The 24,517-nt window shown below is 68.3% G+C and carries 31 protein-coding genes and 2 pseudogenes; 24 read left to right on the forward strand and 9 right to left on the reverse strand.

What is annotated here, in order from left to right:
* Positions 1 to 91: 91 nt before the first annotated feature.
* A complete protein-coding gene (locus ACWEO7_RS17915; protein ID WP_452424567.1) occupies positions 92 to 1,048 on the reverse strand; it encodes a YihY/virulence factor BrkB family protein in 957 nt (318 codons plus the stop codon).
* 199 nt (positions 1,049 to 1,247) lie between these two features.
* Between ACWEO7_RS17915 and ACWEO7_RS17920 the strand changes: the two genes are divergently transcribed.
* Positions 1,248 to 1,736 (forward strand): FBP domain-containing protein, encoded by a 489-nt coding sequence (locus ACWEO7_RS17920; protein WP_356961448.1) that lies wholly within the window; start codon positions 1,248 to 1,250, stop codon positions 1,734 to 1,736.
* Positions 1,737 to 1,953: 217 nt separating this feature from the next.
* On the opposite strand, the gene ACWEO7_RS17925 is transcribed toward ACWEO7_RS17920, so the two are convergent.
* Both ACWEO7_RS17925 and ACWEO7_RS17930 read right to left on the reverse strand, forming a co-directional pair.
* Positions 1,954 to 2,475 (reverse strand): YbaB/EbfC family nucleoid-associated protein, encoded by a 522-nt coding sequence (locus tag ACWEO7_RS17925; protein WP_452424569.1) that lies wholly within the window; start codon positions 2,473 to 2,475, stop codon positions 1,954 to 1,956.
* A gap of 26 nt (positions 2,476 to 2,501) precedes the next feature.
* Positions 2,502 to 2,894: a DUF4440 domain-containing protein gene (locus tag ACWEO7_RS17930; RefSeq protein ID WP_452424571.1), complete on the reverse strand. Its 393-nt coding sequence runs from the start codon at positions 2,892 to 2,894 to the stop codon at positions 2,502 to 2,504.
* 91 nt (positions 2,895 to 2,985) lie between these two features.
* Between ACWEO7_RS17930 and ACWEO7_RS17935 the strand changes: the two genes are divergently transcribed.
* Positions 2,986 to 4,098 carry an alcohol dehydrogenase catalytic domain-containing protein gene (locus tag ACWEO7_RS17935; RefSeq protein ID WP_452424573.1) on the forward strand — a complete coding sequence of 371 codons (1,113 nt, stop codon included), beginning with the start codon at positions 2,986 to 2,988 and terminating at the stop codon, positions 4,096 to 4,098.
* 44 nt (positions 4,099 to 4,142) lie between these two features.
* Here ACWEO7_RS17935 and ACWEO7_RS17940 read toward each other — a convergent pair whose 3' ends face one another.
* Complete coding sequence (locus tag ACWEO7_RS17940; RefSeq protein ID WP_450024293.1) at positions 4,143 to 4,577, reverse strand: MarR family winged helix-turn-helix transcriptional regulator; 435 nt, start codon at positions 4,575 to 4,577, stop codon at positions 4,143 to 4,145.
* Positions 4,578 to 5,215: 638 nt separating this feature from the next.
* Here ACWEO7_RS17940 and dapB point away from each other — a divergent pair.
* The 5 genes and pseudogenes from dapB to ACWEO7_RS17965 all read left to right on the forward strand — a co-directional run bounded on the left by dapB (position 5,216) and on the right by ACWEO7_RS17965 (position 8,112).
* Positions 5,216 to 5,962, forward strand: coding sequence for a 4-hydroxy-tetrahydrodipicolinate reductase (gene dapB, locus ACWEO7_RS17945; protein WP_452424574.1), 747 nt, complete (start codon positions 5,216 to 5,218; stop codon positions 5,960 to 5,962).
* A gap of 34 nt (positions 5,963 to 5,996) precedes the next feature.
* Entirely contained in the window at positions 5,997 to 6,497 is a 501-nt protein-coding gene (locus ACWEO7_RS17950; protein WP_452424575.1) for a hypothetical protein, read from the forward strand.
* A gap of 28 nt (positions 6,498 to 6,525) precedes the next feature.
* Positions 6,526 to 6,741: pseudogene (locus ACWEO7_RS17955) on the forward strand (flavodoxin family protein); the annotation flags it as partial.
* Positions 6,742 to 6,803: 62 nt separating this feature from the next.
* The gene (locus ACWEO7_RS17960; protein ID WP_452424577.1) at positions 6,804 to 7,610 is read left to right on the forward strand and encodes a hypothetical protein; all 807 of its coding nucleotides are present in this window, start codon (positions 6,804 to 6,806) and stop codon (positions 7,608 to 7,610) included.
* 49 nt (positions 7,611 to 7,659) lie between these two features.
* Complete coding sequence (locus ACWEO7_RS17965; RefSeq protein WP_452424578.1) at positions 7,660 to 8,112, forward strand: flavodoxin family protein; 453 nt, start codon at positions 7,660 to 7,662, stop codon at positions 8,110 to 8,112.
* Here ACWEO7_RS17965 and ACWEO7_RS17970 read toward each other — a convergent pair.
* The gene (locus ACWEO7_RS17970; protein WP_452424580.1) at positions 8,102 to 8,950 is read right to left on the reverse strand and encodes a hypothetical protein; all 849 of its coding nucleotides are present in this window, start codon (positions 8,948 to 8,950) and stop codon (positions 8,102 to 8,104) included. The genes ACWEO7_RS17965 and ACWEO7_RS17970 overlap by 11 nt on opposite strands.
* On the opposite strand from ACWEO7_RS17970, the gene ACWEO7_RS17975 reads away from it, so the two are divergent.
* The 12 genes from ACWEO7_RS17975 to ACWEO7_RS18030 all read left to right on the forward strand — a co-directional run bounded on the left by ACWEO7_RS17975 (position 8,949) and on the right by ACWEO7_RS18030 (position 17,363).
* Positions 8,949 to 9,155 carry a hypothetical protein gene (locus ACWEO7_RS17975; protein ID WP_452424582.1) on the forward strand — a complete coding sequence of 69 codons (207 nt, stop codon included), beginning with the start codon at positions 8,949 to 8,951 and terminating at the stop codon, positions 9,153 to 9,155. The genes ACWEO7_RS17970 and ACWEO7_RS17975 overlap by 2 nt on opposite strands.
* Before the next feature lie 349 nt (positions 9,156 to 9,504).
* A complete protein-coding gene (locus ACWEO7_RS17980; RefSeq protein WP_452424583.1) occupies positions 9,505 to 9,840 on the forward strand; it encodes a helix-turn-helix domain-containing protein in 336 nt (111 codons plus the stop codon).
* Positions 9,837 to 10,448, forward strand: a complete 612-nt coding sequence (locus ACWEO7_RS17985; RefSeq protein ID WP_452424585.1) for an HNH endonuclease — start codon at positions 9,837 to 9,839, stop codon at positions 10,446 to 10,448. The genes ACWEO7_RS17980 and ACWEO7_RS17985 overlap by 4 nt, the downstream gene beginning before the upstream one ends.
* A gap of 132 nt (positions 10,449 to 10,580) precedes the next feature.
* Positions 10,581 to 10,901 carry a helix-turn-helix domain-containing protein gene (locus ACWEO7_RS17990; protein ID WP_452424587.1) on the forward strand — a complete coding sequence of 107 codons (321 nt, stop codon included), beginning with the start codon at positions 10,581 to 10,583 and terminating at the stop codon, positions 10,899 to 10,901.
* 95 nt (positions 10,902 to 10,996) lie between these two features.
* Positions 10,997 to 12,469 (forward strand): hypothetical protein, encoded by a 1,473-nt coding sequence (locus ACWEO7_RS17995; RefSeq protein WP_452424588.1) that lies wholly within the window; start codon positions 10,997 to 10,999, stop codon positions 12,467 to 12,469.
* A gap of 708 nt (positions 12,470 to 13,177) precedes the next feature.
* Positions 13,178 to 13,396: a hypothetical protein gene (locus tag ACWEO7_RS18000; protein ID WP_452424590.1), complete on the forward strand. Its 219-nt coding sequence runs from the start codon at positions 13,178 to 13,180 to the stop codon at positions 13,394 to 13,396.
* A 65-nt stretch (positions 13,397 to 13,461) separates the two neighbouring features.
* Complete coding sequence (locus tag ACWEO7_RS18005; protein ID WP_452424591.1) at positions 13,462 to 13,740, forward strand: hypothetical protein; 279 nt, start codon at positions 13,462 to 13,464, stop codon at positions 13,738 to 13,740.
* 110 nt (positions 13,741 to 13,850) lie between these two features.
* Positions 13,851 to 14,600: a hypothetical protein gene (locus tag ACWEO7_RS18010; protein WP_452424593.1), complete on the forward strand. Its 750-nt coding sequence runs from the start codon at positions 13,851 to 13,853 to the stop codon at positions 14,598 to 14,600.
* A gap of 70 nt (positions 14,601 to 14,670) precedes the next feature.
* Positions 14,671 to 15,177, forward strand: coding sequence for a hypothetical protein (locus ACWEO7_RS18015; protein ID WP_452424595.1), 507 nt, complete (start codon positions 14,671 to 14,673; stop codon positions 15,175 to 15,177).
* A 17-nt stretch (positions 15,178 to 15,194) separates the two neighbouring features.
* A complete protein-coding gene (locus ACWEO7_RS18020) occupies positions 15,195 to 15,851 on the forward strand; it encodes a hypothetical protein (RefSeq protein ID WP_452424597.1) in 657 nt (218 codons plus the stop codon).
* A 127-nt stretch (positions 15,852 to 15,978) separates the two neighbouring features.
* Positions 15,979 to 16,713 carry a recombinase family protein gene (locus ACWEO7_RS18025; RefSeq protein ID WP_452424599.1) on the forward strand — a complete coding sequence of 245 codons (735 nt, stop codon included), beginning with the start codon at positions 15,979 to 15,981 and terminating at the stop codon, positions 16,711 to 16,713.
* Entirely contained in the window at positions 16,710 to 17,363 is a 654-nt protein-coding gene (locus ACWEO7_RS18030) for a hypothetical protein (RefSeq protein WP_452424601.1), read from the forward strand. The genes ACWEO7_RS18025 and ACWEO7_RS18030 overlap by 4 nt, the downstream gene beginning before the upstream one ends.
* Before the next feature lie 79 nt (positions 17,364 to 17,442).
* On the opposite strand, the gene ACWEO7_RS18035 is transcribed toward ACWEO7_RS18030, so the two are convergent.
* Both ACWEO7_RS18035 and ACWEO7_RS18040 read right to left on the reverse strand, forming a co-directional pair.
* Positions 17,443 to 17,670, reverse strand: coding sequence for a hypothetical protein (locus ACWEO7_RS18035; RefSeq protein WP_452424602.1), 228 nt, complete (start codon positions 17,668 to 17,670; stop codon positions 17,443 to 17,445).
* Positions 17,667 to 17,987, reverse strand: coding sequence for a hypothetical protein (locus ACWEO7_RS18040; RefSeq protein ID WP_452424603.1), 321 nt, complete (start codon positions 17,985 to 17,987; stop codon positions 17,667 to 17,669). Before ACWEO7_RS18040 ends, ACWEO7_RS18035 begins: the two co-directional genes overlap by 4 nt.
* 161 nt (positions 17,988 to 18,148) lie before the next feature.
* Here ACWEO7_RS18040 and ACWEO7_RS18045 point away from each other — a divergent pair, with 161 nt between their 5' ends.
* Positions 18,149 to 18,385 (forward strand): helix-turn-helix domain-containing protein, encoded by a 237-nt coding sequence (locus tag ACWEO7_RS18045; RefSeq protein ID WP_393234111.1) that lies wholly within the window; start codon positions 18,149 to 18,151, stop codon positions 18,383 to 18,385.
* Between the two features lie 99 nt (positions 18,386 to 18,484).
* Here the strand turns inward: ACWEO7_RS18045 and ACWEO7_RS18050 are convergent, their stop codons facing one another.
* Together ACWEO7_RS18050 and ACWEO7_RS18055 are read right to left on the reverse strand one after the other, a co-directional pair.
* A complete protein-coding gene (locus ACWEO7_RS18050) occupies positions 18,485 to 19,267 on the reverse strand; it encodes a hypothetical protein (protein ID WP_452424605.1) in 783 nt (260 codons plus the stop codon).
* Positions 19,268 to 19,708: 441 nt separating this feature from the next.
* On the reverse strand, positions 19,709 to 21,139 hold the full coding sequence (locus ACWEO7_RS18055) for a recombinase family protein (RefSeq protein ID WP_452424607.1): 1,431 nt from the start codon (positions 21,137 to 21,139) through the stop codon (positions 19,709 to 19,711).
* 25 nt (positions 21,140 to 21,164) lie between these two features.
* Between ACWEO7_RS18055 and ACWEO7_RS18060 the strand changes: the two are divergent.
* The 4 genes and pseudogenes from ACWEO7_RS18060 to ACWEO7_RS18075 form a co-directional block, all read left to right on the forward strand.
* Positions 21,165 to 21,404 (forward strand): annotated as a pseudogene (locus tag ACWEO7_RS18060) (flavodoxin family protein); the annotation flags it as partial.
* Between the two features lie 73 nt (positions 21,405 to 21,477).
* Positions 21,478 to 22,197: a DNA-binding response regulator gene (locus ACWEO7_RS18065; RefSeq protein WP_452424695.1), complete on the forward strand. Its 720-nt coding sequence runs from the start codon at positions 21,478 to 21,480 to the stop codon at positions 22,195 to 22,197.
* Positions 22,161 to 23,483, forward strand: a complete 1,323-nt coding sequence (locus tag ACWEO7_RS18070; RefSeq protein WP_452424609.1) for a sensor histidine kinase — start codon at positions 22,161 to 22,163, stop codon at positions 23,481 to 23,483. Before ACWEO7_RS18065 ends, ACWEO7_RS18070 begins: the two co-directional genes overlap by 37 nt.
* The gene (locus ACWEO7_RS18075) at positions 23,476 to 24,495 is read left to right on the forward strand and encodes a hypothetical protein (RefSeq protein ID WP_452424611.1); all 1,020 of its coding nucleotides are present in this window, start codon (positions 23,476 to 23,478) and stop codon (positions 24,493 to 24,495) included. The genes ACWEO7_RS18070 and ACWEO7_RS18075 overlap by 8 nt, the downstream gene beginning before the upstream one ends.
* The last annotated feature ends 22 nt before the right edge of the window (positions 24,496 to 24,517 follow it).

A 24,517-nucleotide genomic window follows, 5' to 3' on the forward strand; every position in this document is an offset into this window, starting at 1 on the left:
ACTGCCTGACCCGCGGCACCGCCTACAACGAAGAAACCCACGTCAGCAACCGCCAACGCGTACTCGCCGCCTGAGGTTGACAGAAGGTGTCTCATTCGTCGGGCTCGTCGCGCGGCGGCAAGTATGGCTCGGCCTCCTCGGGGTGGCCGCCCGCGATGCTGCGCGCACGCGCGAGTTCGGCATCGAGTTCCGCCCCCAGCAGGATCGCGATGTTCGAGATCCACAGCCAGACGAGGAAGACGACCACGCCACCGAGGGAGCCGTAGACCCGGTTGTAGGAGCCGAAGTGGCCGACGTAGAACGCGAATCCCCAGGACGCGCCCGCCCAGAGCAGGACGGCTATGGCGCTACCGGGCGTCAGCCAGCGGAATCCCGGCTGCCGCACGTTCGGCGCCGCCCAGTACAGCAGGGCGAAGACCAGACCGATCAGTGCCATCATCACCGGCCACTTGACGATGCCCCACACCGTGATCGTGGCGTGCCCGAGGCCGAGCCACCGGCCGATCTGCTCGGCCAGCGAACCGCTGACGACGACGCCGACGGTGCAGGCGCCCAGCAAGACCACCACCGCGGCGGTCAGGGCGACCCGCACCGGCACGGTCTTCCAGACCGGGCGCCCCTCCGCGATGTCGTAGATGGCGTTGGTCGCGCGCATGAACGCGCCGATGTAGGCGGACGCGGTCCACAGCGCCGACGCCAACCCGAGCAACGCCAGCGGTCCGGCCGGTGCTTGCGCTTGCTCTATGTTGTTCACCGCGTCGACGAGCAGATCGGTGCCGCTGCCCGGCGCGATCTCGCGCATGGTGTCGATCAGCGCCTTGGTGTCGTCGCGTCCCAGCATGCCCAGCCCTGCGGTCAGCACGATCAACCCCGGAAACAGCGACAGCACGCTGTAGTACGTCAACGCCGCGGCCCAGTCGGTGAGATTGTCTCTTTGGAACTCGCCGACCGACCGCTCGACCACGCCCCACCACGCCCGCCACGGCAGATCCGCCGGCCCGCGCAGCCGACGTCGCGTCGTAAACCTTTTCTGCAATTCCTGCGCCACCCGCCTCACCTCCCGCTTGCGGCGGATACCCGGCGGGTGGGCTCCGAAACAGATTCGCGGGCAGCGATGTTCGATGATTTCTGCTCACTCGGCGGATGCTCGGCACGGTGCGCGGAGGGCGGAAAATCCGTTGTTCCCCGTACCACGCAACCGTAACGTCGCTCGAGTTTGTCCACCGATCGACCTAAGGAGACCCATCGTGGAACCCGTCACCGAACGCGACATCAGATCGTCGTTCGTCAACTGTTCGAAAGGCGACGCCAAACGGCTGCCGGTACCCAAGGACCTGGACGAACGGCCCTGGGCGGATCTGGACTTCCTCGGCTGGAGCGATCCGTCTCTGCCCGGGCGCGGGTACCTGGTCGTCCCGCGCGACGACCGCTTGGTGGGCGTGGCACTGCGCTATGCCACCGGCGGCACCGGCCGGGCGCAGATGTGCACGATCTGCCTGACCACCCATACCGGCGGCGGAGTCTCGCTGATGACCGCGCACAAGGCGGGCGAATCCGGCCGTAGGGGCAACTCGGTCGGCACCTACATGTGCACCGATCTCGCTTGCTCGCTCTACGCGCGCAACAAGAAGCGCCCCGCGCTCGGGAGCCGATACCGCGAGGATCTCACGCCAGAAGAGAAGATCGAGCGGGTGCGCGACAACCTGAACACGTTCCTGGCGAAGCTGTACGCCTGATCCTCGCGCCCATCCACCGGCAGCCGGTGCGCTGCCCGCCAGAACGGAGGTAGATGCCATGTGCCGACATTCGACAACCGCACTATCGAGCCACCCCGAGTCGCCTACACCGCAACGGGGCTCGGGGTGGCCGTGATTCCTCGCCGGTCGAGTCGACCCGGATCGCCCGGGTCGTCCCGTTCGGTGAGGAATCCCCACTCCGGAGATCCCGAGCGCGTCAGCCCGCCGGTTCGTCGCGCGCGGGTTCCCACACCGCGCGCAAGCTGGGGGCGCCGGGGACCAGATCCGGCAGGTCGGGGATCGAGCCAGCCTCGGCGACGATCGGAGCGATGATCGCCGCGTGCTGTTCGCGGGCCAGCCGAGCCGCCTGTTTGCCCGCTTCGGTGACCGAACGGCCCAGCTGTTCCGGTGTGCTGCGCAGCGCGGTCGGCGCGAACCGTACGTCGACGAGGATGCCGGCCGCATCCACGGTCACCTCCACCGACTTGTCCGCCGACACGGCCGTGCACCGCAGGGCGGCCAGCTGGTCGCGCACCTCCGACAGGTGGGTGCGCTGCTCGGCGAGCGCATCCAGGATGTGGTCCACCTGGTTGCGGATTCCGCTGTTGGCGGAGCGCAGCCCGTCGCGTTCCCACCGGTCCACCGGCACCGACCTCCTCGAGTCCACCTTGTTCCCGACCGTCGAATCGCGTCCGGGAACGAGGCCGAAATTGTCCGGCAGGCGGGACGCGAAACGCATCGCGCGCATCCCGACGCTGGGAAGGGTCAGGTCGGTGCGGACTCGGTCTCGTGCACCGACAGCCAGCGAACCGCGCCGGGGTCATCGGTCGTCAGCACGGCGGTCACGCGGCGGTTGGTGACGCTCCCGGCCGTCCGATGTGTCTCCAGGAACCGCACCACCGCGATGTCGCCGGAGCGCAGGAGTTCCTCGACTTCGGACACTTCGATCACCAATCCGGGCAGAGCATTTCGCGCGCCGCGGAGACCCGCGAGCAACGCGCCGCGCCCGAGCAATTCGCCACCGGTCGTCACCATACTGAACCGTTCGTGCTGCGCCGCGGCGAACCGCTCGAACACCTCCGCCTGCGCTTGCGACCCGAGCCACGTCGCCAGGTCGGCGTGCAACCGCTTAACCGCAGCCACCAGATCCACACCCATGCGCGGCATCGTACGCAGGCGGCTCCCGACGTGGCGGTGAGCGGCGACCGCCCCATGTGCCCGGACCGCAGGGCGCGGTAGCGTCGGCGGCATGAAGATTCGTGGAGCGGTCCTGGAGCAGATCGCGGCGCCGGCGCCCTTCGCCGAGTCGGCGCCCATCACCGTGTGCGATCTGGAGCTGCGCGAGCCGGGGCCGGGAGAACTGCTGGTCCGGATCGAGGCGGCGGGGATCTGCCATTCGGACCTGTCCGTGGTGTACGGCAACCGGGTCCGGCCGGTGCCCATGCTGCTTGGCCACGAGGCCGCGGGCCGGGTGGAAGCGGTCGGTCCCGGTGACGGTGATATCGCGGTCGGGCAGCGCGTGGTCATGACGTTCCTGCCGCGGTGCGGTGAGTGCGCGGGGTGCGCGACCGACGGTCGCACGCCTTGCGTGCCCGGCAGCGTCGCCAACAACGCGGGCGAATTGCTCAACGGCGGCAGGCGGTTGTCCCGTGACGGCGCCGAGGTGCACCACCACCTGGGTGTGTCCGCTTTCGCCACCCACGCGGTGGTGGATCGCAGGTCGGTCGTGCCGGTCGAGGACGACGTGCCCGCCGAGGTCGCCGCCGTTCTCGGTTGCGCCGTGCTGACCGGCGGTGGCGCTCTGCTGAACTCGGCGCGACCTGGCGCCGGTGACCGGGTGATGGTCGTCGGCCTGGGCGGCGTCGGGATGGCGGCGGTGCTGGTCGCGGTGTCGCTCGCCGCCGAGGGACACGAGGTGATCGCGGTCGACACCGTGCCGGAGAAGCTGGCGCTCGCCCGGGAATTGGGCGTAAACGCGGCGTACACCCCGGCCGAGGTCGCCGAGCTCGGTGTGCAGGCCGAGGTGGTGGTCGAGGCGGCGGGCAACGTCCGTGCCTTCGAGACCGCAGTCGCCGCGACCGCTCCGGGCGGCACGACCGTGACGGTCGGACTGCCCGCTCCTGACGCTCGTGCGAGTATCTCGCCGTTGGCGCTGGTCGCCCAGGGGCGCTCCATCGTCGGCAGTTACCTCGGTTCCGCGGTGCCGTCGCGGGACATCCCCGAGTACGTCCGCATGTGGCGGGCGGGACGTCTGCCGGTGGAGCGTCTCGTCTCGGCGCACGTCGGGCTCGACGAAATCAACCGGGCCATGGATGAACTCGCCGCGGGCCACGCCTTGCGGCAGGTCATCGTCTTCGACTGACCGGGTGCGCCGCCGGAGCCCGCTCGACCGCGGGCGCGCGTCGCTCAACCGGTGGGCCGGTCCATCCGGTCGATGAATCGCTCCAGCAGGCGGGCGAACTCGGCGCGCTCGGCGGGGGTCCAGTCGGCCATGGCGGCGGCCATGGCGGCCCGCCTGCCCGCTCTGGCCTCGGCCACCGCCTGGTTCCCGGCGGCGGTCAGGCGCAGGACCGAACGCCGTCCGTCGCGCTGATCGGCGACGCGTTCCAGCAGGCCGGAGGACACCGCCTGGGCTGCGAGGCGGCTGGCCCTCGGCTGATCCACGCCGAGCGCGGGAGCGAGCGCGCCGACCGTGTCGGCCGCGCCGTCGGCCACGGCGTCCAGCGCGCGGAACACCGCGACGGGAATCGCGCCGTCGCTCAGCGCACCGCGTGTCTGCCTGCGCCGGATCCGAACCATCGCCGCTTCGACGGCGACGGTGATCGCATCGTCCTCGTCCATTCCCTCACTCTGTCATGCCCGGAATTCATATGTGAATACATCTAATTGTCGCAACACATGCAAGGTCCAGTCGCGGACGCTGGCAGGTGACGCACTCGCTTGCCGACAGACCACAGCGCGCCGACGACATCCGTGACGCGCTCGACACGTTCTGAGCCGACGACTCCGAACGGCCGACCGAACTGGCCGGGCTCGTCGCCGACGGGCTGGTCTCCGACGACGGGGGCGCGCTGTCGCCGACCGAGGAGGGTCGTGTCACTCACGACGAGGCCTTCGTCCGGATCGCCGGTCGCGGAAGGCAATTGGCGGAGGGGAATCAGCGATGAGCAGTTCGCCGGAACCCTGCGGATCCTGCGACGGATGGTCGTCGACCTCGCAGGCGCGCCGAACTCGGAGGCCGGTGCACCGCGCCGGACGCGATAGGCGGCTTCCTCGCCTGGCTCGGCCCGGCGCGAATCCGAGGGTGGACGTCGTCCGGCGGCGTTCGTCGAGCGGCCGCCTTCGCCTCCGCTCGGCTCGGCGCAGGGCAGCGCGGAGTTCTGGTTGCCGCTCTTTCGCCGGGCACTGTCGGGCGGCGGGCTCGCGGTCGGCCCGGCCCATTAGGCTGATCCCGACCGGAAACGGAACGAGGAGGTGCGGTGGCCATTCGGGTCGGAGTGCTCGGAGCGCGAGGCAAAGTCGGACAGGCGATCTGCGCGGCGGTGACGGCGGCGGACGATCTGGAACTGGTCGCCGCCGTCGACAAGGACGATTCGCTCGACGGGTTCGTCGCGGCGGATACCCAGGTGGTCGTCGACTTCACCCACCCCGACGTGGTGATGGGGAATCTGAAGTTCCTGGTGGAGCACGGCATCCACGCGGTGGTCGGCACCACCGGTTTCGATGAGGCTCGCTTGGCGGAGGTGCGGAGCTGGCTGTCGGGTCGCCCCGAAGTCGGCGTGCTGATCGCGCCGAACTTCGCCATCGGCGCGGTGCTGTCCATGCGTTTCGCCGAGCAGGCCGCCCGGTTCTTCGAATCGGTGGAGGTCATCGAGTTGCACCACCCCAACAAAGCGGACGCGCCGTCCGGCACCGCCTACCGCACCGCGGGCTTGATCGCCGCCGCACGGGACAAAGCGGGCCTGAACCGCAGTCCCGACGCGACGACAACCGAGCTGGAGGGTGCGCGCGGCGCCGACGTGGACGGGGTGCGGGTGCACTCGGTGCGGCTCGCCGGTCTGGTCGCCCACCAAGAGGTGCTGTTCGGCACGCAGGGGGAGACGCTCACGATCCGGCACGACTCGATCGACCGCTCATCGTTCGCCCCCGGTGTGCTGCTCGGCGTGCGTGAGATCGCGAACCGCCCCGGTCTCACCGTCGGACTCGACCCGTTCCTGGACCTGTGAGCCGGTGGCGAGCGCCGCGGCGTGGAGCGCGACCGTGAGCGGCTCGGAGCCTGCCGAGCGCAAGGGCAGCGGGGAAATCGTCAAGGTCGTCGCGCCGATCGCGGCGCTCATCTTGGTGCTCGTGTTCTATTTCCTGCTGCTCGGCCGGATCGCGTTCAGCCTGATCGGTTCGGGCGAGGCGGCGGCGATCGTGATCGGCGTCGGCGTGCTGATCCTGCCGCTGCTGGGCGTCTGGATCGTCGTGGCCACGGTGCGCGCGGCCCTGGCGCATCAGCATCTGGCGCGGCGCATCCACAACGAGGGCCTGGAACTCGACACCTCCGCGTTGCCGCGCCTGCCGTCCGGCCGCATCGAACGCGCGGCCGCCGACGAGCTTTTCGCGACGGTCAAGGCGGAGTGGGAGGCCGACCCGGACAACTGGCGCGTCTCCTACCGCCTCGCGCGCGCCTACGACTACGCCGGTGACCGCACCAGGGCCCGCGAGACCATGCGCCGCGCGGTCGCCCTGGAACGGCACGAGCGCGGCACCGACTGACGATCGCGCGGGCCGATACCATCGCAGGGTGGCCCGGTTGCTGATCATCCATCACACGCCGTCCCCGCACATGCAGGCGATGTTCGAGGCCGTTGTCTCCGGGGCCACGGACCCCGAGATCGAAAACGTGGAGGTGGTGCGCCGAGCCGCGCTGGCGGTCACCGCGTCCGACGTTCTGGCCGCCGACGGATATCTGCTGGGCAGTCCGGCGAACCTGGGATACATGAGTGGTGCGCTCAAGCATAATTTGCACGGTTACCGGGGTACTAGCTTACGGGTATTGGACCGTTGTCAGCGGAGCCTGGGATGACAACAGTCGTGGCGTGGGAGCGCGAGGTCGGCTCACAGCGCGAACTTGTGATGGCTAGCGATAGCCGTCTAGGTGGCGGCGAAGATTGGGACGCATGCGCGAAAATCTTCGATGTCGGTAGGTCGGACGCGCTGTTGGGGTTCGCTGGCAATACATGGCGAGCATTGCCCCTTATATTTCAGGTGCTTGCAACCACGAGATCCTACGAGGGATCGTTGCTACGAACCTTGGACTTACCAAAGTACGCCGGTCATCTTGAGCGCGTGTTGAATGTGGTCTTGGACCAAGCTATGGGACCAGCCGCAGCAGATCCTCCCGACTGTGAATTCCTGCTAGCGGGATGGTCCTGGTCCGAGGGTCGGTTCCTGATCTACCACTACCTATTCGACAAGGGTACTTCGCGATTTGTTCTTTCTGGGTTGCGGAACCCTCCGCCTTCTATCGCAAGGCCTGCCAAAGTCCGCTTGTATGGCGTAATTGGTGACGCTGGCCGCAAACTCACCGGCCAGCTGGCAAAGGGTTACAACCTTGGGGCCATGTCGGGGAAGCTCGATTACCGTCCTCTAGAGGCGCTGTACAAGCAGACGATGGATCCAGAAATACGCAGCGTGGGTGGCCCAGTGCAAGTCGCGAAGGTTTACAAATCAATCAGAGTTGAGCACTTCGCAACTCGCATCCACGGGAAGCTCTACATCTCTGGGCGTCCGGTATTACCTCACTCAGAGAACGTCGATCTTCGTGTGATTGCACGTGGTGAGGATGGAACGTGGGAAATCGAGCGACGGAAGGACTCGGCTGAGTGACGTGTCATCTGGTAGATGCTGAAGGTGTCGTTAAACAAAGGTCGCGCTTGTGACCCGCCTCCTGATCATCCACCACACCCCCTCGCCGCACTGCCAGGCGATGTTCGAGGCCGTGATATCCGGTGCGACCGACCCGGAAATCACCGGCGTGGAGGTGGTGCGCCGAGCCGCGCTGGCGGTGACGCCGACCGATGTCCTGGAGGCGGATGGGTACCTGCTCGGCACCCCGGCGAACCTGGGGTACATGAGCGGCGGGCTGAAGGTCGCCTTCGATGCGATCTACTACCCCTGCCTGGACTCCACGCGCGGGCGGCCGTTCGGGGCGTACTTCCACGGCAACGAAGGCACCGAGGGCGCGGAGAAGGGCGTCACCTCGATCACAACCGGTCTGGGCTGGGTGAAAGCGGCAGAGTACGTGACGGTTTCGGGACCTCCGGCCAAGGCCGACATCGAGGCGTGCTGGGAACTCGGCGCGACCGTCGCCGCTCAACTTATGCAGTAGCCGCCTCGGGATCGTCATCGGTCTCGGCGATAACCTGTTCGATCTCTCCTTGCTCTCCTTGTCGTTCTTCGCCTACGGCCTCGTGTAGGGACTTCCAGACAGCCGGGTCGGGTGCGGTGATGTTGTCCGGCAACGGCGTATCCACCGGTGCCGTCCATACCTGAACCTCCCTGTCCAGGATGGTCCTCGTGACGACTACGTTGTCGGTCAGGACATCACGGCTGACTGCCAGCACACCCTGATCGATCAACGATTTCAGCATCACCGCCGTGTAGATCACTCGGTCGCAGATTCGAGCGACCCCCTGGGCGGCGGCCTGGAAGCGGTCATCGATGCTGAGATCGCGGATGATGGGGGATCTAGGAGTCATCGCGTGTACGACGTCACCGTAGAGCCAGGCGTACATCAGCTTTCGGTCTGTGATCGATCCATTACGGGTACCTACGTAGTACGCCTGGGCGTCGAGATTAGCGTCGATGACCTCGCGCCAGTAGCCGCGCCACCAGTCCAAATCGATCTCGGTGCTGAGCTTTTCTGAGCCGACCACCTCTTCCAAGGCATCAAACACCTTGTCGTAGTAGATCGGCTCGCTGCTCAGTATCAAAGGGCGAACTCTGCTTGCGAGGGACTCCAATCTCTCCTCGTCGGGGAACTCGGCCCTGAGCCGGTAGTTCTCCTCCCCAGTCTTGGTGTTCACTGTGACTACGACGTTGATCTCGCCCTTATGAAGCCGCTCCATCAGCTCCGCCTGGTCTCGGATTAGCGAGTGCTCCATCACCCGACGAGCGCGAAGCAGAAAGCCCTCGATGATCGCCTGCGGTGTAGGTTTCTTTGCCATGTGTGGCACTGTAAGCACAGCCTCCGACAGCCCTCATTGGTACCGCCGCGAGATCCTGGACATGCTGCGGCGCGTGACCGTGCTCAAAGCCCCCAAAGGCCGCCGGTCGTCCGGCGCGTACTTCTCCCCGGAGTTCGTCCGGCTGGAGTGGATGACACCTACTGCCGCTGGACATTCCGCAGGAGCCCGATTCACCACCGACTAACGGCTCGGCCGAGCCGTGGTGTGTACGGAGTCGCCCTGGCGCTGTGTAAATCCTTTTGCAAAATCCCTGCTCAGAGGGGTCTCAGAGCTAGGTCAACGCCGGTTCGTGGCCTATCGTAGGTCCTACGCCCCAAGCGATGATCAACCTCCGCAGGGAGTTTGGGGCGGCTCCACGGAACGAACCACCGGGACCTACAGAGACGGACCCGGCAGGCGGAGTGGAGATGCCGCAAGCCGCGTTGGGAGACGCTGAGCGTCTTCCTCGCACGTAGACCCGGAGACCAGGCGCGGAGGCTGGTCGGCTCAGGGGAGCGTGCGGAATCACCCACTCACCCTGGGAGTTCCGCACAATGTCCGCCACCAGCCACTACCTCTCCACCACCGATATCGCGAAGCGGTTCGAAGTCCAGGTGGACACCGTGTACCGCTACGTTGCCGAAGAGGGCCTTCCGGCGCATCGCATCGCCCGCCGCTTGAGGTTTCTCCCCGACGAGGTGGATGCCTGGGTTCGCGCCCGGACCACCTCCGCCTCCGGGATGCCCACTGCCCCTGCCGCGGCGGTGCGCTCCGCCGACCCCGATTGGGTCGCCACCCAGCTGGCCCAGTTCACACCGGCTGACCTTCGCCGGGCGGGGGAAGTTCTGCTCTCCCTCGCGGGCACCCTGGACGGCCGGGGCGCGGCATGAGCCAGAAGCGGGACATGCCGTCCATGAACGCCATCGCGGACCACTGGCGCAATGCGGTCCCGGAGTGGCTGGAGCGCAAGGTGCTCGATAGCCATCCGAACGCCTGGCACTGGCCGTTCTGTTTCGGCTGTGGCTGGTTCGCGCCGGTGACGGGTAGGCGGCGTGACTCCTGGATCAGGGCGAACGGCTGGTTGGACCGGGCGCACCTGGCCGATCGCGCGCGCGGAGGTCCGGACACGCCGTCCAACCTGGTCCCGCTATGCCACCTGTGCCATGACGTGATGCCGTCGTTCGATGAGCGGGCTGTCGCCTTGGAGTGGGTGCGGATGCGTCCACGCTGCGAACCGCTCTGGCAGTGCCACACCGATGACCGGTTCGACTCCAGCTACCCGCCGAATCGCCACACCACGCTGATCCGCGCACGGGCGCGCTACCTGGAGACGCAGGCGAATATCGCGGAGATCCTGGCCGCTGCCACGGAGACCGGTCCGCCGCTGACCGCGCAGCGCTTCGCCCAGCTCGCACAGTGGATCGGCGGACCTGAGCGCCTGGAACACGCCATCGGCCGCGACTTCTGGCCCGTCATCGCCGCCCAGATAGCCGCGTAGCCCCCGCTGCCGCTGCCCATAACGCACTGGGTCCGTGGAATGCCTTGTCCCCGTGGTTCTTCCACGGACTCCTCTGCACCCACGTTTGCCAGAGTCCTATCAAGCCCTCGCCGACCCCAGGAGATCGACACCATGACCCCCGAAATTCCTCCCCGCCGCCGGATGGTCGGCACCAAAGAGGCAGCAGCGCAGATGAATTGCGCGGAGAAGACCATCCGGAAGCTGTGCCTGTCCGGCGACATCCCGGCGGTGAAGGTGGGCGCGCACTGGCGGATCGACCTGGACGCGCTGCCTGGCCGTGGCCCTGCGACGCCAGCCGCCGGACTCCCGGCCGAACTCATCGCGTCGCTGGTCGCGGAGGTCGTCATGGCCGCTGAGGTGCTCACCCAGGCTGATGCCCACGCCATCGCCGGAGTGGTGAAGCAGGCGTGGACGACCTCCGCCGCCGCGTAATCCCCAGGACGCCTGGCGAATCAGGCAGTCCTCCACCTACGAAACGGCCCGCCCCGAGTTCGCCTTCGGGACGGGCCAGAGAGGGGATCAACCCCATGAATTCCGAGATCGAGTCTATCCCGACGATCAAGCCCTTTGCCGAGTGGCGTGCCGCCGCCGCACTGGCCCCAGCATCCGAGCGTGATGCTCGGCTGGCAAAGGTGCTGGCAGACAACATGGCCCTATTCGACTCCTCGCCGCAGCTGCGGCACGTCGCGGCGTTCGCGCGCAGCCGTGGGGCTGGGGTCTACGCGACCCTCGGTCACGTGCTGATGCGGGTGGTTGCGATGGTGCCGAACACGGTGGTGCTGCCGCCGATCATCGGCACAACCATGTCACTGAACCAGCTGATCATGTTCTCGGGAGACTCCGGCGGCGGTAAGGACGCTGCTATCGGAGCTGCGACGGACGGCCTGCGTTACGTTGCTGACGGCCGCGCCCGGACCTGGAGGGCCGTCCAGCCTGGTACCGGTGAGGGGCTGAACCGGTCCTACGCCAAGGGCGAGAAGGTCGGCGGCAAGCCGATGGTCAGGTTCCACAGTCGGGCCGCGATGTTCGCCTTCCGGGACGTGGCGGCGTTCGAGCGGCTGGCCGAGCGGCAGGGCGCGACCCTGGTCCCCGAGTTGCTGAAGGCCGCGCACGGCCAGGAACTCGGGTTCGCCAATGCCGACCACGACCGGCGGGTGATCCTCCCGGCGCATAGCTACCGGCTGTGCCTGTCGATGGGCGTGCAGGAGGGCAACGGCGGAGCGCTGCTGAACGAGCAGGCGGTACGTGACGGTCTGCCGCAGCGGCTGTTGTGGCTGCCGGTGAAAGACGGGTTCGCGACCAGGCGCAGCCGCCAGAGCGCCAAGGCGGCCGTGTCCGGCCCACTGACACTGGATATCCCGCAGTTCGGAGTGAAGCCCTTCGATCCGCTGGACCCCAGCGCGGTGGTGGACCCGATGGACCCGGAGGAACTGGACCTGGTGGAGATCAAGGTAGCAGACCACATCGCCGACTTGATCTGGGATACGAACGAGTTGAAGAACGCTCACCCGATGGGGCGTCTCCCGGCCGGTATGGACCCGATGGCCGGGCACCGGCTGCTGACGTGCGAGAAGGTCGGCGCGGCCTTCATGGCACTGCACGGAGAGATGGCCCTGTCGGGAGAGCGGTGGCAGCAGGCCGAAGCCCTGATGGCCGTCTCCGACGCGGTAGCGGCCTACAACCTGGAGGCGATCGCAGAGGCGGACGTGGCCGAGGACCAGCGGATCGGCCGCAAGCGCGGCGTACAGAACGCGGCGGCTGCGGCCGAGTCGGCGGGGATCATCCGGGCCTTCGAGGAAGCTCTTGCGTCTCGGGTCTTGGACCTGCTGCGCAAGGGCGGCGAACTGGCCTACGGCGAGATCAGCCGCAACCTGAGTACGAACCAGAAGGCGCAGCTCGGTGACGTGCTGACCAAGATGGTGCGCGGCGGGAGCATCGAATCCAAGCGCACGGAGTATCAGACCGGCAAGTTCAGCACGAAATACCGGCTGGTCGAATGATGTCGGGGTGGGGCGGCGAGCTGCGCGGAGGCGCACCGAACGGCGTAGGCGGAGTAGGCGGCGTAGGTTCGCGGTGTAGGTTCCGTTTCCGCAGGTCAGAGGGCGTAGGTTCGCGTAGGTCGCCTACGCCGCTCCGCGAGCGGAACCCCCAAAGGGATTCCCCTCTCTATATGACGCGAAGCCCAATAACGCACGTAATAAGTGCTATATCCCTTCACATAGAGAGGGGTTTCGCCCTCCGGTGCGGCGTAGGTCGCCTACGCGAACCTACGCCCTCTGACCTGGCAAAACGGACCCTACGCCGCGAACCTACGCGACCTACTCCGCCTACGCCGCTGCCGCTGCACAGCTCGCCCCTCCGGCCCGCCGTGCCATACCCGGAGCACCGGAGCGCACGCCCAGTGCGCCTGCGGGATCAGGCCGACAAAGCACGGAAACCGTTGCACTGCCATCGAATTCACCCGGGCAACCCCGGCCCTACAACCCCTCAACCGATTGGAGCTGTGAAATGACCACCTCGTTGCGTCTCTCGCTGACGTTCGCCCCCGACCCCAACAACCCGGATGGACGGGGCGGCCCCTGCCCGCTGGAGCAGCGTCTCGCCCTCGCGGAGGCTGCGCGGCGCGTGTTGGCTGTGCGGCCGTGCCCTGTGAGCCCGGACCTCGCGGTTCGGCTGGAGGCCGTGGCGAAGTACCGGTGGGCTGCGTCATGAGCACCGACAACGCACGGATTCCGTTGAACTCCATCAACTCCCGTGCGCCGCTGCCGCCGGGGCAGCGCCGGTTCCGCATCCCAGCGGACGAGGTGATGCGGCAGCGCCGGGCGGGCGGCGCATATGAGGGCCTGACTCGGATCGACCTGGCGGCGGCGGAGGTGGACCGGCTGAACGGTCGCGAACCTGCGCCTGAGAACCACCCCGAGACATAGACAGAGCGGCCCCGGTCGCTTCCCAGAGCGATCGGGGCCGGTAACCGTGAAAGGACTGCGAATCCATGATGACCGAGACCCTGCCCCGCCCTCAGCGCCGGGCCTTCGTTCCGCCGCCGCCCATCCTCGACCCGTGGTTCTACTGGCTGTCGGACTACTGCCCGCGTTGCGTGCACACCGCCGCCTGGCGGCCGGACAGCCTCACCGAGCCGCACGCCTTCACCTGGACGGGCGGCGCGACGGTGACCACGGCGCACACCTGCGGGTGCTGCGGCTCCCGCTGGACCTTCACCTGGCCGACTGCCCTTGTCCTTGAGCCCGAGGAAGCCCCCGAAACGTTCTGACCTGCCGGAACGGGCACCGCGGATTGTGGTCTAAATCACCCGCAAATCGTCAATTTATTCCCACTTACCCATCCTGACAAGGCATTTCGAGACACATAGGAGAACGAACCATGATCGAGTTCAGTGCCCGCGTGGGAGTGCCCGCCGGGCAGAGCTACAACGACCGGTACGGCTACCGGGGACCGAACCCCCAGGGGCGGGTCTACACCCAGGGCGAACGGGACCACCGCGCGGACTCCCTGGAGGTCCAGCGCGACCGCCGCCGGAAGCGGCTGACTGTGGTCTATGACGAACGCCTGCGCCTGTCGGCGGAGGTGGTGGAGGCGGTGGGCGGCGCATCGGCCGCTATCGCCTCCGACCGGCGGCCGACCCGGTGGACGACCGCGATCGGCGACGCCTTCGCGGAGATCGCGGCGGCGCTGACCGAGATAGCGGGAGCCGTGCGCACTCCCGTCCCGCACTGGCCCGCCACCCTGTCCGCTGGGGCAGTGGCGGATGGGGGATGGGCGTCGATGCTCGTGGAGGGCGCGCGGGGCATGGACGACGCCGTGAGCGCTGCGCTCGCGCCCAGCGCGCCGGGAGCGGCGAACACCTCGGAGTTCATCGTGGAGCGGCTGCGCACCATCGACAACGCCGGGCGGTCGCTGGGTGCCCACGTCGGGCAGATCCAGGCGGCGGAGGCTCCCAAGCCTCCGGCCCCGACTCAGGCCGCCGTGGCAGCGGCGGACCCGATGGAAGCGCTCCGGCGCAGGCACTCCCGCGAACGGGAGGAGCTGCGCGAGCGCCAGAGCGCCGAATGGGCCACGGCGAGTGCCGAAGTGAAGGCGGCCCGGATCGCTGCCCAGGCGGCACGGTCATGACCCGGACCGATGCACGGCCAGCCCGGAGGCTGGAGACCCAGAATCCGACTCACCACCCGGAGGCAACGACATGGCACGCCTGACCTTGTCCGATCTGACCGAGGACGAATACGGCCGCGTGCTGCTGGCTGTCCACGAGGCGGGACATGCCGTGATGGCGGCGCTGGCGGGCGGGTCGGTCACCAACTGCCAGGTCAACGCCGGGCACGGCAACGTGGAGTTCTACGGCCACGACCCGGCGCGCACCGCCGGTATCGCCTGGGCTGGATCGTTCGCCGAACTGCTGTTCGTCCATCGTGACCGCCCGCCGGAGAGTGCCGTCCGGGAGGCGTTCGCCGAGGTGTCCGCCGAGGACCGGGAGGGGATGACCTCCGGCCGTCCTCGGCAGGCCGAGGCCGATATCCGGTTCGCCATGCCCGCGATCCGCCGTCTGGCCTCGCGGATCTACGCCCAAGGGTTCGCGACCCGCACCGAGATCCACGCCGCGCTGGGTGTCCGGCCGGGCATGGATATCGACATGGTGCGCTGGGCGTACCGCAACCGCATCGACCCCGCCACCGTCACCCCGGCGGCGTGACCTAGGAGGTAATGACCATGCCGAAACCTGATATCGCCCAGGCCGACGAGCGGGACCGCCAGACGAAGGCGCTGGAACTGCGGATCGCTGGCGCGACCTATGACCAGATCGCGAAGACGCTGGAGTACTCGGACCGTGCCAGCGCCTACAACGCGGTGAGCGCGGTGCTCAAGCGCCGGGAGTCCACTGCCGCTGCCGAATACAGGGAGTTGGAGGACGCGCGGCTGGATCTCGCCCTGCGGAAGGTCGCGCCGGGAGTTGCGGCCGGAGACCTCAAGGCGATCGAGTTGTGGCTGCGGATTCACGATCGCCGGGTGAAGCTCCACGGCCTGGCTTTGCCGGAGAAGCTTCAGGTGCAGAACGTCGGCCTGGACCATGAAGCATTCACCACCACCGTGGACGAAGACATGCGGCTGCTGGGCATCCACCCGCAGATGGACGTGCCGCTGGTCGAGGACGACCCGGACGGGGAGCCCTGGGCCAACACCGGAGACCTGTTCCCGGGTGCGCGGTCCGCCCTGCCCGCCGCCGACAACCAGACCGGGCAGCCCAATCCGGCACCGGCGCTGCCGGACCCGACGCCCGTCCGCGCTCCGGTCGCTCCGCCACGGGATAGCCGGTGGGACGCGAGCATCGAAGGGCGGCGCTTGACGTGGGGTGACGTCCTGCGGTGAGACGGTAGGCCGCCGGAGGCGGGGATGTGCGCCGCCCGCCTCCGGCCCAGCCAATCCGTCAACCACATTGCAGCATTACTTAAAAGTATCGTTGCAGTGCTGGTCGGAGCGCTATAGGCTGGAAAACATGAAGGTCATCGCCTACATCCGCACCTCCACCAAGGATCAGCTTGCCGCCTACGGTCCGGCCCGGCAGCGGGAGGCGATCACCGCTTGGGCGAAGCAGCACGGGCACCGGATCGTCGCGGAGGTGATCGAGGACGTGTCCGGCACCGTGGCTCCGTTCGAGCGCGAGGCGTGGATAGACGTGGTGGCCCGGTGCTGCGACGGCGAGGCCGGTGGGGTGGTCGTCTCGGACCTCTCCCGGCTGTCCCGCGACCAGGTGCGCCTGGAGCTGACCATTGAGCAGATGGGCGTGTGCGAGGCGAAGCTGTTCTCCACCTCGGGCGAGGAACAGTCCATGCTCGACAACCCTGACGACCCACAGCGCAAGCTGATCCGCACGATCATCGCCGCCATCAACGAGTACGACCGGGCGATGATCGTGCAGCGGGTCCAGGCCGGACGGCGGATCAAGAAGGCGGCCGGTGGCTACGCCGGAGGACAGCCGCCCTACGGCTACCGGGGCGGTGACAGCTCCAAAGAACTGGTGCCCGACGAGGTTGAGCAGGCGGTGGTGCGCCGGATGTTGGCGCTGCGGCGCGAGAAACTTTCCACGCACAAGATCGCCGACGCCCTCAACGCCGAGGGGCTGACCAACCGGAAGGGCGGCGCGTGGGCGTCGGCGTCGGTGGCCCGGATCGTGAAGCGCGAGACCGAGACGGGCCGACACCACCCCCAGCCGAAAGGACGTACCCCATGAGTGGGACGGCCAACGTCAAGCCGCCGAAGACAAACGCGGAGTGGGTGCGCAACACCGAACGCCGCCTCGCCCAGACCGAACACCCCTCGTCCGCGCGGGTTGGAAACTGGGTCCTGTCCACCCACCCGGACACCGGCGACTTGATCGCTTCGAATGTCAACGGTGGAAGTTTGATCTTGGCCGAGCAGCCCGAACCCAGCGACACCCCGGACACCGTCACATCCCCGGCGTGCGCCGTGGTCGTAGGCCGTAGCTCCCTGCAATCCATCCCGTCCGGCGGCGCGTTCATCGTGTGGGACTCGAATCTGGCGGAGGTTGGCGGGGCGTGGGGCGCGGGAAGCGGCACGGTTTCCGCGCTGACCGTGCCGCAGAGCGGGCTGTACCAGATCGCGGCGTCGATTCATTGGGAAACGGGCGGCATCACGGCGACCTCCGCGATTTTCGTGGATGACCGCGCCGTGTTGTCCAGCCGGATCACCGATGGAATCGGAAGCTCGTGGATAACTTCCCAGGTCAATGGGCTTCGGAACCTTGAGCAGGGGGCGGTTGTGCGGATGTCCGTGAGCACCGGAGCCGGTAACAAGATCGGAGCAAGCCCTCTGACCGCGACCCCCGTCCCCTCCCAACTGAGCCTGATCCGGGTGGGCTGAGGCATCCGGATACCCTGAACAACGCCGAGACCCCGGCCGGATAGCTCCCGGCCGGGGTCTCGGTCTGTGTGCGTGGCGATCAGGCGGCGCTGTGTCTACGTCTACTCGCTGGTCTTCGGTCGGGCCGCGTGCCGTTGACCGGCCGCAGCCTCACCGTGTCGGCGGCGGCGGCCCGGCGCTCCCGCTCCACTCTCGCGCGGATGCCCTCCACGCTGCGCTCCGGCGGTATGCGCTCCGGCCACCACATCGCCCAGGCCAGCACCCCGAGGGGCAGCGTGATCACGGCGGCCCACCCGAGCGCGATCACCGGATGTCCTCGGCAAACACCGACCGCCGGGGAAGGCTGAGCCGGGGGTTCACGGTCTCCACGTCGGCGATCTCCTGGACTCTGCGCAGCTCCGCATGGTCCAGGTGGTCCGATGAGGGCATGAGCACGGTGTCGGCCCCGATGCACTGGAGCTGCGCCGACACCGGCAGCACCGATATCTCATCGGGCCAGACCAGCCGGTAGCCGAGCCTGGACGCCAGCCGCTCCACCCCCGCCCGGTCCCATTCGACGCTGAGTGATAGTTCGACATCTATCCATCCGAGCGCTCTGGGCTGGTCCGTTGTGTCGTGGGTCATAGTGTCCTCCGGTCATCCGTAATTGAACACTTATAAGTCTCCGTCAGAGGACACGATTACGCACGGTTTCCGTCTCATATAGGTATGGAGACGGATAGGTATGTAGACCTGAGAAGATTCGGCCGGGCACTCTGTCGGGCATCATGGAAGGTGATCTTCAGGTGACGCTAGGGCGCAACGTGCGTGCCATCCGGATAGCGCGTGGCCTGAGTCAGGAGGCATTCGCCGACGCCCTGGGTGTGCACCGGACCTACATGGGCACGCTGGAGCGCGGACAGCGGAATCTCTCCTTGCGAGCTGTGGAGCGGCTGGCTGATCTCCTGGGCATAGAGGACCCGCGCACGCTGCTGAGCGAGACCATGACCGTCTCCGTGACCGTGACCGACCCGGGGCAGTAGGTCCCGCTGCGTCGCCCGCGTAGACCGGTACCGTCCGACCCGACGCACGGAATCCCTACCCTTGCAACGGATTCCGTGCGTTATGCCATCACGTGACGGTCAGGGCGTTGGGTCGATGGTCACCGCATATGCCGCGCATTCGTACCCCACCGTCACCACCCGCTCGGACAGGGCATAGACCGTGTTGTTGTACGCCGGGACGCTGTGGCTTCCGGTGGTCACCACCTGCTCGAAGACCGGCGCGCGCCAGACGAACAGCGGGCCGGTAGCCACCAGGGTGTTCCCCAGCGCGGAGTCATACCCACCGCCGAACACCCACGTATTGCCCATGTTCGTCCGCAGCAGAGGCGAACCGCTGGCCGCCTTGAGGTATGCGGCCTGCACCGCCCAGCGCCGGGAGGCGTGGAGGTAGCCCGCATACCCCTGTTCGCCCAGGAACGCCTCCAGGGTGCCGATCGCAGTAGCCAGGTCCGGCACGACGGTGGGTGTTCCGGCGTCGGCCAGTAGCCGCGCGGCGAAGGCGGATTCGACCAGGTTCGGCTCGTGGAGGCTGCGGGTGTGGGTGGCGCGGGCCTGGACCTCCGCCTCCGTCTGGTCGGTCCGGCACTCCGAGGCCGCCCAGACCACCATCGGATCGAAGTGCAGCGGCGCGCCGCGCTCGCCCGCCGCCTTGATCGCCGGGTTGTCGTCGCAGAGTTCGGTGGAGTAGGTGCCTACGCCCGTGTCGCAGTTGTACGGGTAGAGGTCGACACCCGCCAGCAATTCCCGGGTGGGTTCGGTGGTGTCGAACACGCTCGCGGCGGCGTAGAGGCCGTATCCCTGGGTGGGCAGCGGCAGCGCTTCGAAGACGACGGGCAACGGGGTCGCGGCGGTAGTGGTCACGGTGTCCTCCTGATCGGATGCCCCGAGGCTACGAACCGACCCGGCAGCGCTGTCCTGCGCGAAGGGGAGCGGACACCCCGGCCGGGGTCTGTACGGCCAAGTCCAAGCTCTCCGGCCGGGGTGTCCGCTGGGGGCGCGACGTGACCGACTACCGCAGCAGGACCGTCGCGCCCTGGGGCAGACGGTAGGCGCTGGCCGTGCACAGACCGACCCCGGAGACGCCAACGGCCCGACGCTCCGGGCATCGGGCCGTGGTGTGAGCGGCCCACTGCTTCGGGCTGGGGACGCTCTGCCGATCGCGATAGGAGTTCGAACCGATTCGACGCCTCCAGTCTAGAAAGGTGGGGTGTGCGCTCCGGGCGCGCCACGGCCCGGCCGGATAGCTCCCGGCCGGGCCGTTGGTCGGTGGTGAATCAGGCAGCGCTACGACGCCCTCCAGGGCTACACGGGGCGGCGGCGGGGAGTGATGTTGATGCCTTTGCGCTTGTCCGCCCAGCGGCCCTTGCCGATGCGCTCGATCTCGATCACCAAAACCGCCTTGATGAATTCGCGCTGCGCGACCAGATCCAGCCCCCGCCACATCTTGACCGGATCAGGGGCTGTGGCGAGCGCTTTGACGGCCGGGTCGATGAACGTCGGCGCGGCGGCGGCTTCGGCCTCGGTGATCTGAGCCTCCAGCCGGGTAGCGACCCGGGCACCCGTGGCTGCGGGCATCCGCCCTTCGGCGATCTCCGTCTCCACTTCCTCCAGCTGGCGGCGCAGCTCGGCCAGCCGGACTCCGGCGGTGGGGTCGGTCGCGGGAGTCTCGGCCAGAGCCTCAAGCGCCTCCGGGGTGGTGAGGATGCCCTCAACGACTGCGTGTACGGCGTCGTCCACGATGTCCTGTGTGCGGGCGACGCACATCTTCTTGCAGCCGTACACCGGCCACTTCCGGCCGTCTACCTTGGACTTCCCTCCCCAGCGCCGCCAGACGGGCTCCTTGCAGACGGCGCAGGTCGCGATGCCGGAGGCGAGGTACTTCACCGGCACGCCACGCGGTCCGGACGTGCGAGCGGCGAACAGCGCCACGAGGTCGTTGTGCTGGTCCTCGGTGAGGATCGCCTCCCACGTCCCCTTGCCGTGAATGACGCCCCGGCCGCGCTTGCCGTTGATGACCTCGCTGTGGGTGCGGAAACCGGCCAGGGTCGGATTCACCAGCAGGCGACGGAGTTTCGCGGAGTCCCACCCGCGCGGGTCCTTGGTCTCCATCCAGCGCACCGTAGAGCCGAACGACTGGCCGTCGAGCACGCGGCGCGCTGCCTCCCGGATCAGCGCGGCCTGCGCCGGGTTCGGCTCCCACCACTTGCTGATCACCCGGCCCTGCTCGTCGGTTTCGGTGGCGACCCGGTATCCGTAGGGGATGCGCCCGTGGGGCTTTCCGGCGGCGAGGTTGGCGCGGTGGGCGCGCATGATCCGGTCCCGGATCTGGTCGGCCTCCTTCTCCGACAGCAGTGCGTCGAGGCCGGTCGCGAACCGGTCATCGCCCTTGGTGAGATCGAACAACTTCCCGTTGTACGACCAGAACACCCCCAGCTCGGCGCACAGGTCCCGCAGCTCCACGTAGCGGCCGAGTTCACGCTGAGCCCGCGACGCCTCCCAGGTCACCAGCACGTCGCCGGGGATGAGGGTCATCTTGAGGCGGGCGTACTCGGGGCGGTCCTTGGTGGCGTAGCGGGAGGCGGAGCGGTCGTTGTCGGTGAACACCTCGAACACCGGCCAACCATTGCGCTCGCACACCGCGCGGCACTCGGCCTCCTGCTCATCGACGGACCGGCCGCCTGCGTTGTCAGAGCTGACACGGGTGTAGATGAGGGCGCGGAGCGGGGTCGTCATAGTAGGGGAGTTTAAGACGTAAATACACGCGTTCGACACGTTCTACTATCCGTGCCTGGACTCCACGCGCGGGCGTCCGTACGGCTTGTATCTGCACGGCAACGAAGGCACCGAGGGCGCCGAGCGCGGGGTGGCGAGCATCACCACCGGACTGGGCTGGGAGCAGGCCTCCGCCGCGGTCGTGGTCTCCGGTCCGCCCGCCAAGGAGGATTTGCAGCGGTGCTGGGAGCTGGGCGCCACGCTCGCGGCCGGGCTCATGCCCTGATCCCCCGAATTCTGGTGTCTGACCATGGCGCACCATTGCCCGGCATACTGTCTGCGATGTTGTCGCGGTGGGGATGTGGACGAGTACCTCGGGATGGGAGAGCCAGGTGACCTGGGCCGAAGGGAGCGAGAACGCCCCGCGCCGAATCGGATTGGTCGAGGACCACGAATCGGTCGCGATCGGTCTCGCCGCGATGCTCGCGCGGGAAACGGATCTCGATCTGGTGCTGACCGCGGGCACCGTGCCGGAACTGCTGTCCGCCGCCGACGGCGCGCCGAAGCTGGATCTGGTGGTGCTGGACCTGCGGCTGGCCGACGGGTCCTCGCCCGAGGACAACGTGCGCGCCCTGCGTGACCGCGGCATCGAGGTGCTGGTCTTCACCGGCGCGGACAACGCCTTCCTGGTGCGGTCCGCCGCGCGCGCCGGGGTGCTCGGTGTGGTGCGCAAGTCGGAGGACGTGCAGACGGTCGTCGCCGCCGTCCGCCGTGCGGCCAGCGGCGAACAGGTGGTCACCACCGACTGGGCGGCCGCCATCGACGGCGACCCGCAGCTATCCGACGTGGGCCTGAGCCCGCGCCAGGAGGAAGTGCTCACGCTGTACGCGTCCGGGGAGAAGGCATCCCGGGTCGCGCGGTTGACCGGTCTGTCCGAGCAGACGGTCAACGACTATCTCGGCCGCATCCGGCAGAAGTACGCCGACGCCGGTCGTCCGGCGCCCACCAAGACCGACCTCTACAAGCGGGCGGTGGAGGACGGGTGGTTGCCGGTTCCCGAGCGGCAGCCGCGCGGATGACCGCGTCCAGCATGCTGGACACTCCGTCGAACCCCCGTTCCCGCCCGCTCGACCGGCCGCGTGCGAGCCGTTGGCGTCGCGGAGTCGTCGCGCTGTCCAGGGAGAAGGCCTCCGAGGGCGCCGCCGATCGCATCCTGCGCCGGTTCGGTTTCGCCATCGGCATCGCCGGCGTGATCGCCGCGATCGTGGAGCTGCCCGAGATCGCCGATCAGAGCCGCTTCGTTCCTGTCCAGTGGACGATCGTCGAGGTGGTGCTGGCGTTCGGACTGTTCCCGGTGCTCGCGGTCGTTTCGGTCGGCATGGGCCCGCGCGTGATCCAGCGGGTGGCCGCCGCGGCAGCGGTGAGTTTCCTCGGGGCCATGGCGGTGGTTCCGGTGGCGTACGCGACGCCGAATGCCGAAGCGGCTTCGGTGTGGCTGTATCGGGTGTTGGCCCTCGGCGTGCTCGCGGCCGTGCTCGCCTGGCGTCCGCCGCTGGCCGTGGCCTACCTGGTGGTGGGTGCGGCGTTCAGCGCGCTGGCCAATCTGGTCGTGCTGCGGGAGACCACCGCGCTCGCGCTGCTGGGCGATTTCGCCAGGGCGGCGGGCCTGAGCGCGCTGTTCCTGTGGTGCGTGATCTATGCCAGGGCGGCGGCGGCCCGAGTGGATCGTGAGTCGGCGATCGAGAGCAGCCGCGCGGCGGCGGTCGCGGGCACGGCGGCCCGGGAACGGGAACGAGCGCGATTCGCCGCGCTGATCCACGACGCCGTGCTGTCCACTCTGCTGGATGCCTCGCGCGCCGGGACCAAATCTCCGGTGCTGCGCCGCCAGGCTGAACGGACCCTGGAACAACTCGACGAGTGCCGGGGCGCCGAGATCGAACCCGACCGCCTGGACGCGCAATCCGCGATCGGGTTCCTGCGCTCGGCCGTGCACGAGGTGAACCCCGGTATCCGGTTCACCACGCGGCGCTGGGCGGGATTCGACGATCTGCACCTGCCGGTGGACGCCGCGAGCACGATCGCGGCCGCCCTGGCCGAGGCCGTGCGCAACAGCCTGCGGCACGCCACCGTCGTCGGGCGAGAGGTGCGCCGGACCGTCACTGTGACGATCAGCGCCGGCGGGATTCGCGTGGTGTTCCGCGACGACGGAGCAGGTTTCGACCTGAGCGCGGTGCCCGTCGATCGGCTCGGCATCTCGGTGAGCATCCTGGGCCGCATGCGTCAACTGTCCGGCGGTGCCGGGTTCGTGGAATCCGAGCCGGGCGAGGGAACGACCGTGACGTTGGTGTGGGGCGGGAATGGCTGAGACGGAAGCCGAATTCGGGTTGCGCGATCTGCTCGGGCTCCGCGACCGCGCGGCCTGGTTGTTCCTGGTCGTGCTCGAAGCGACCATCGTGCTGTACATGGTCCGGAACTTCTCGGAATCGCCGGTGGCCGCGGCGGTCGCGGCGCTGATCGTACTGGCGCTGGCCGGTGTCGTGGTGATGGCGGCGCAGACCGACCCGCTGCCTTGGCCCGCGACCGTGTTCGTCGCCGCCTCCGGACCGCTGGCCACCACCCTGACCTCGTTCGATGTCGAGCACGGTTGGTCGAAGCAGGTGTGGACGGCGTTCGCCGCGTCCTATGTGCTGGCCGTGCTGGTGCTGCGCGGACGATCGGCCGCGGCCTGGCTCGGTGTCGCCGGCATCGGCGTGGTGATCGCCGTGGTCGGTGTGGTGGCGGGCCTGCGGGAGGGCGTGGTCGTCGGTTCGATCGTGCCGGTCGCCACGGTCGCCGGGGTTTCCCTGTTCGCGGCGATCATGCGGCCCACCCAGCGGTCGCTGCGGCTGCTGCGCGACGAAGCGGCCATGCGCGCCGCCGCCGAAGCCGCGATGGCCGCGGAGAACTCCGAACGCACCCGTCAGCTGGCTCGGTTGGACGCGGTGGCGCGCCCGATCCTGGAACGCATCGCCGACGGCGACGAACTCACCGCCGCCGAGCGGGAACAGTGCAGGCTCCTGGAAGCCGAACTCCGCGACGGGCTCCGGGCCCCGCAGCTGGCCACCGACCAACTCAGCAGCGCCGCCCGCGGAGCGCGCTCCCGCGGTGTCGAGGTGATCCTGCTCGACGACGGCGGTTTCACCGGCGTCCCGCATCGGGTGCGCCAGCAGGTGATCGACGCCGCCACCAGGGAACTGGACGCCGCCAACGACGGTTCGGTCACCGTCCGCATCCTCCCGACGGGCCGTCGCATCCTGGCGACCGTCCTGGCCACCGCGTCGGACCGCGACCGCCGCACCGAGATCGACGCCACGGGCGCGGTCACGGTATCCACCTGACCTGTCGGTGCCGCATGGCATC

Source organism: Nocardia sp. NPDC004260, from assembly GCF_053603155.1.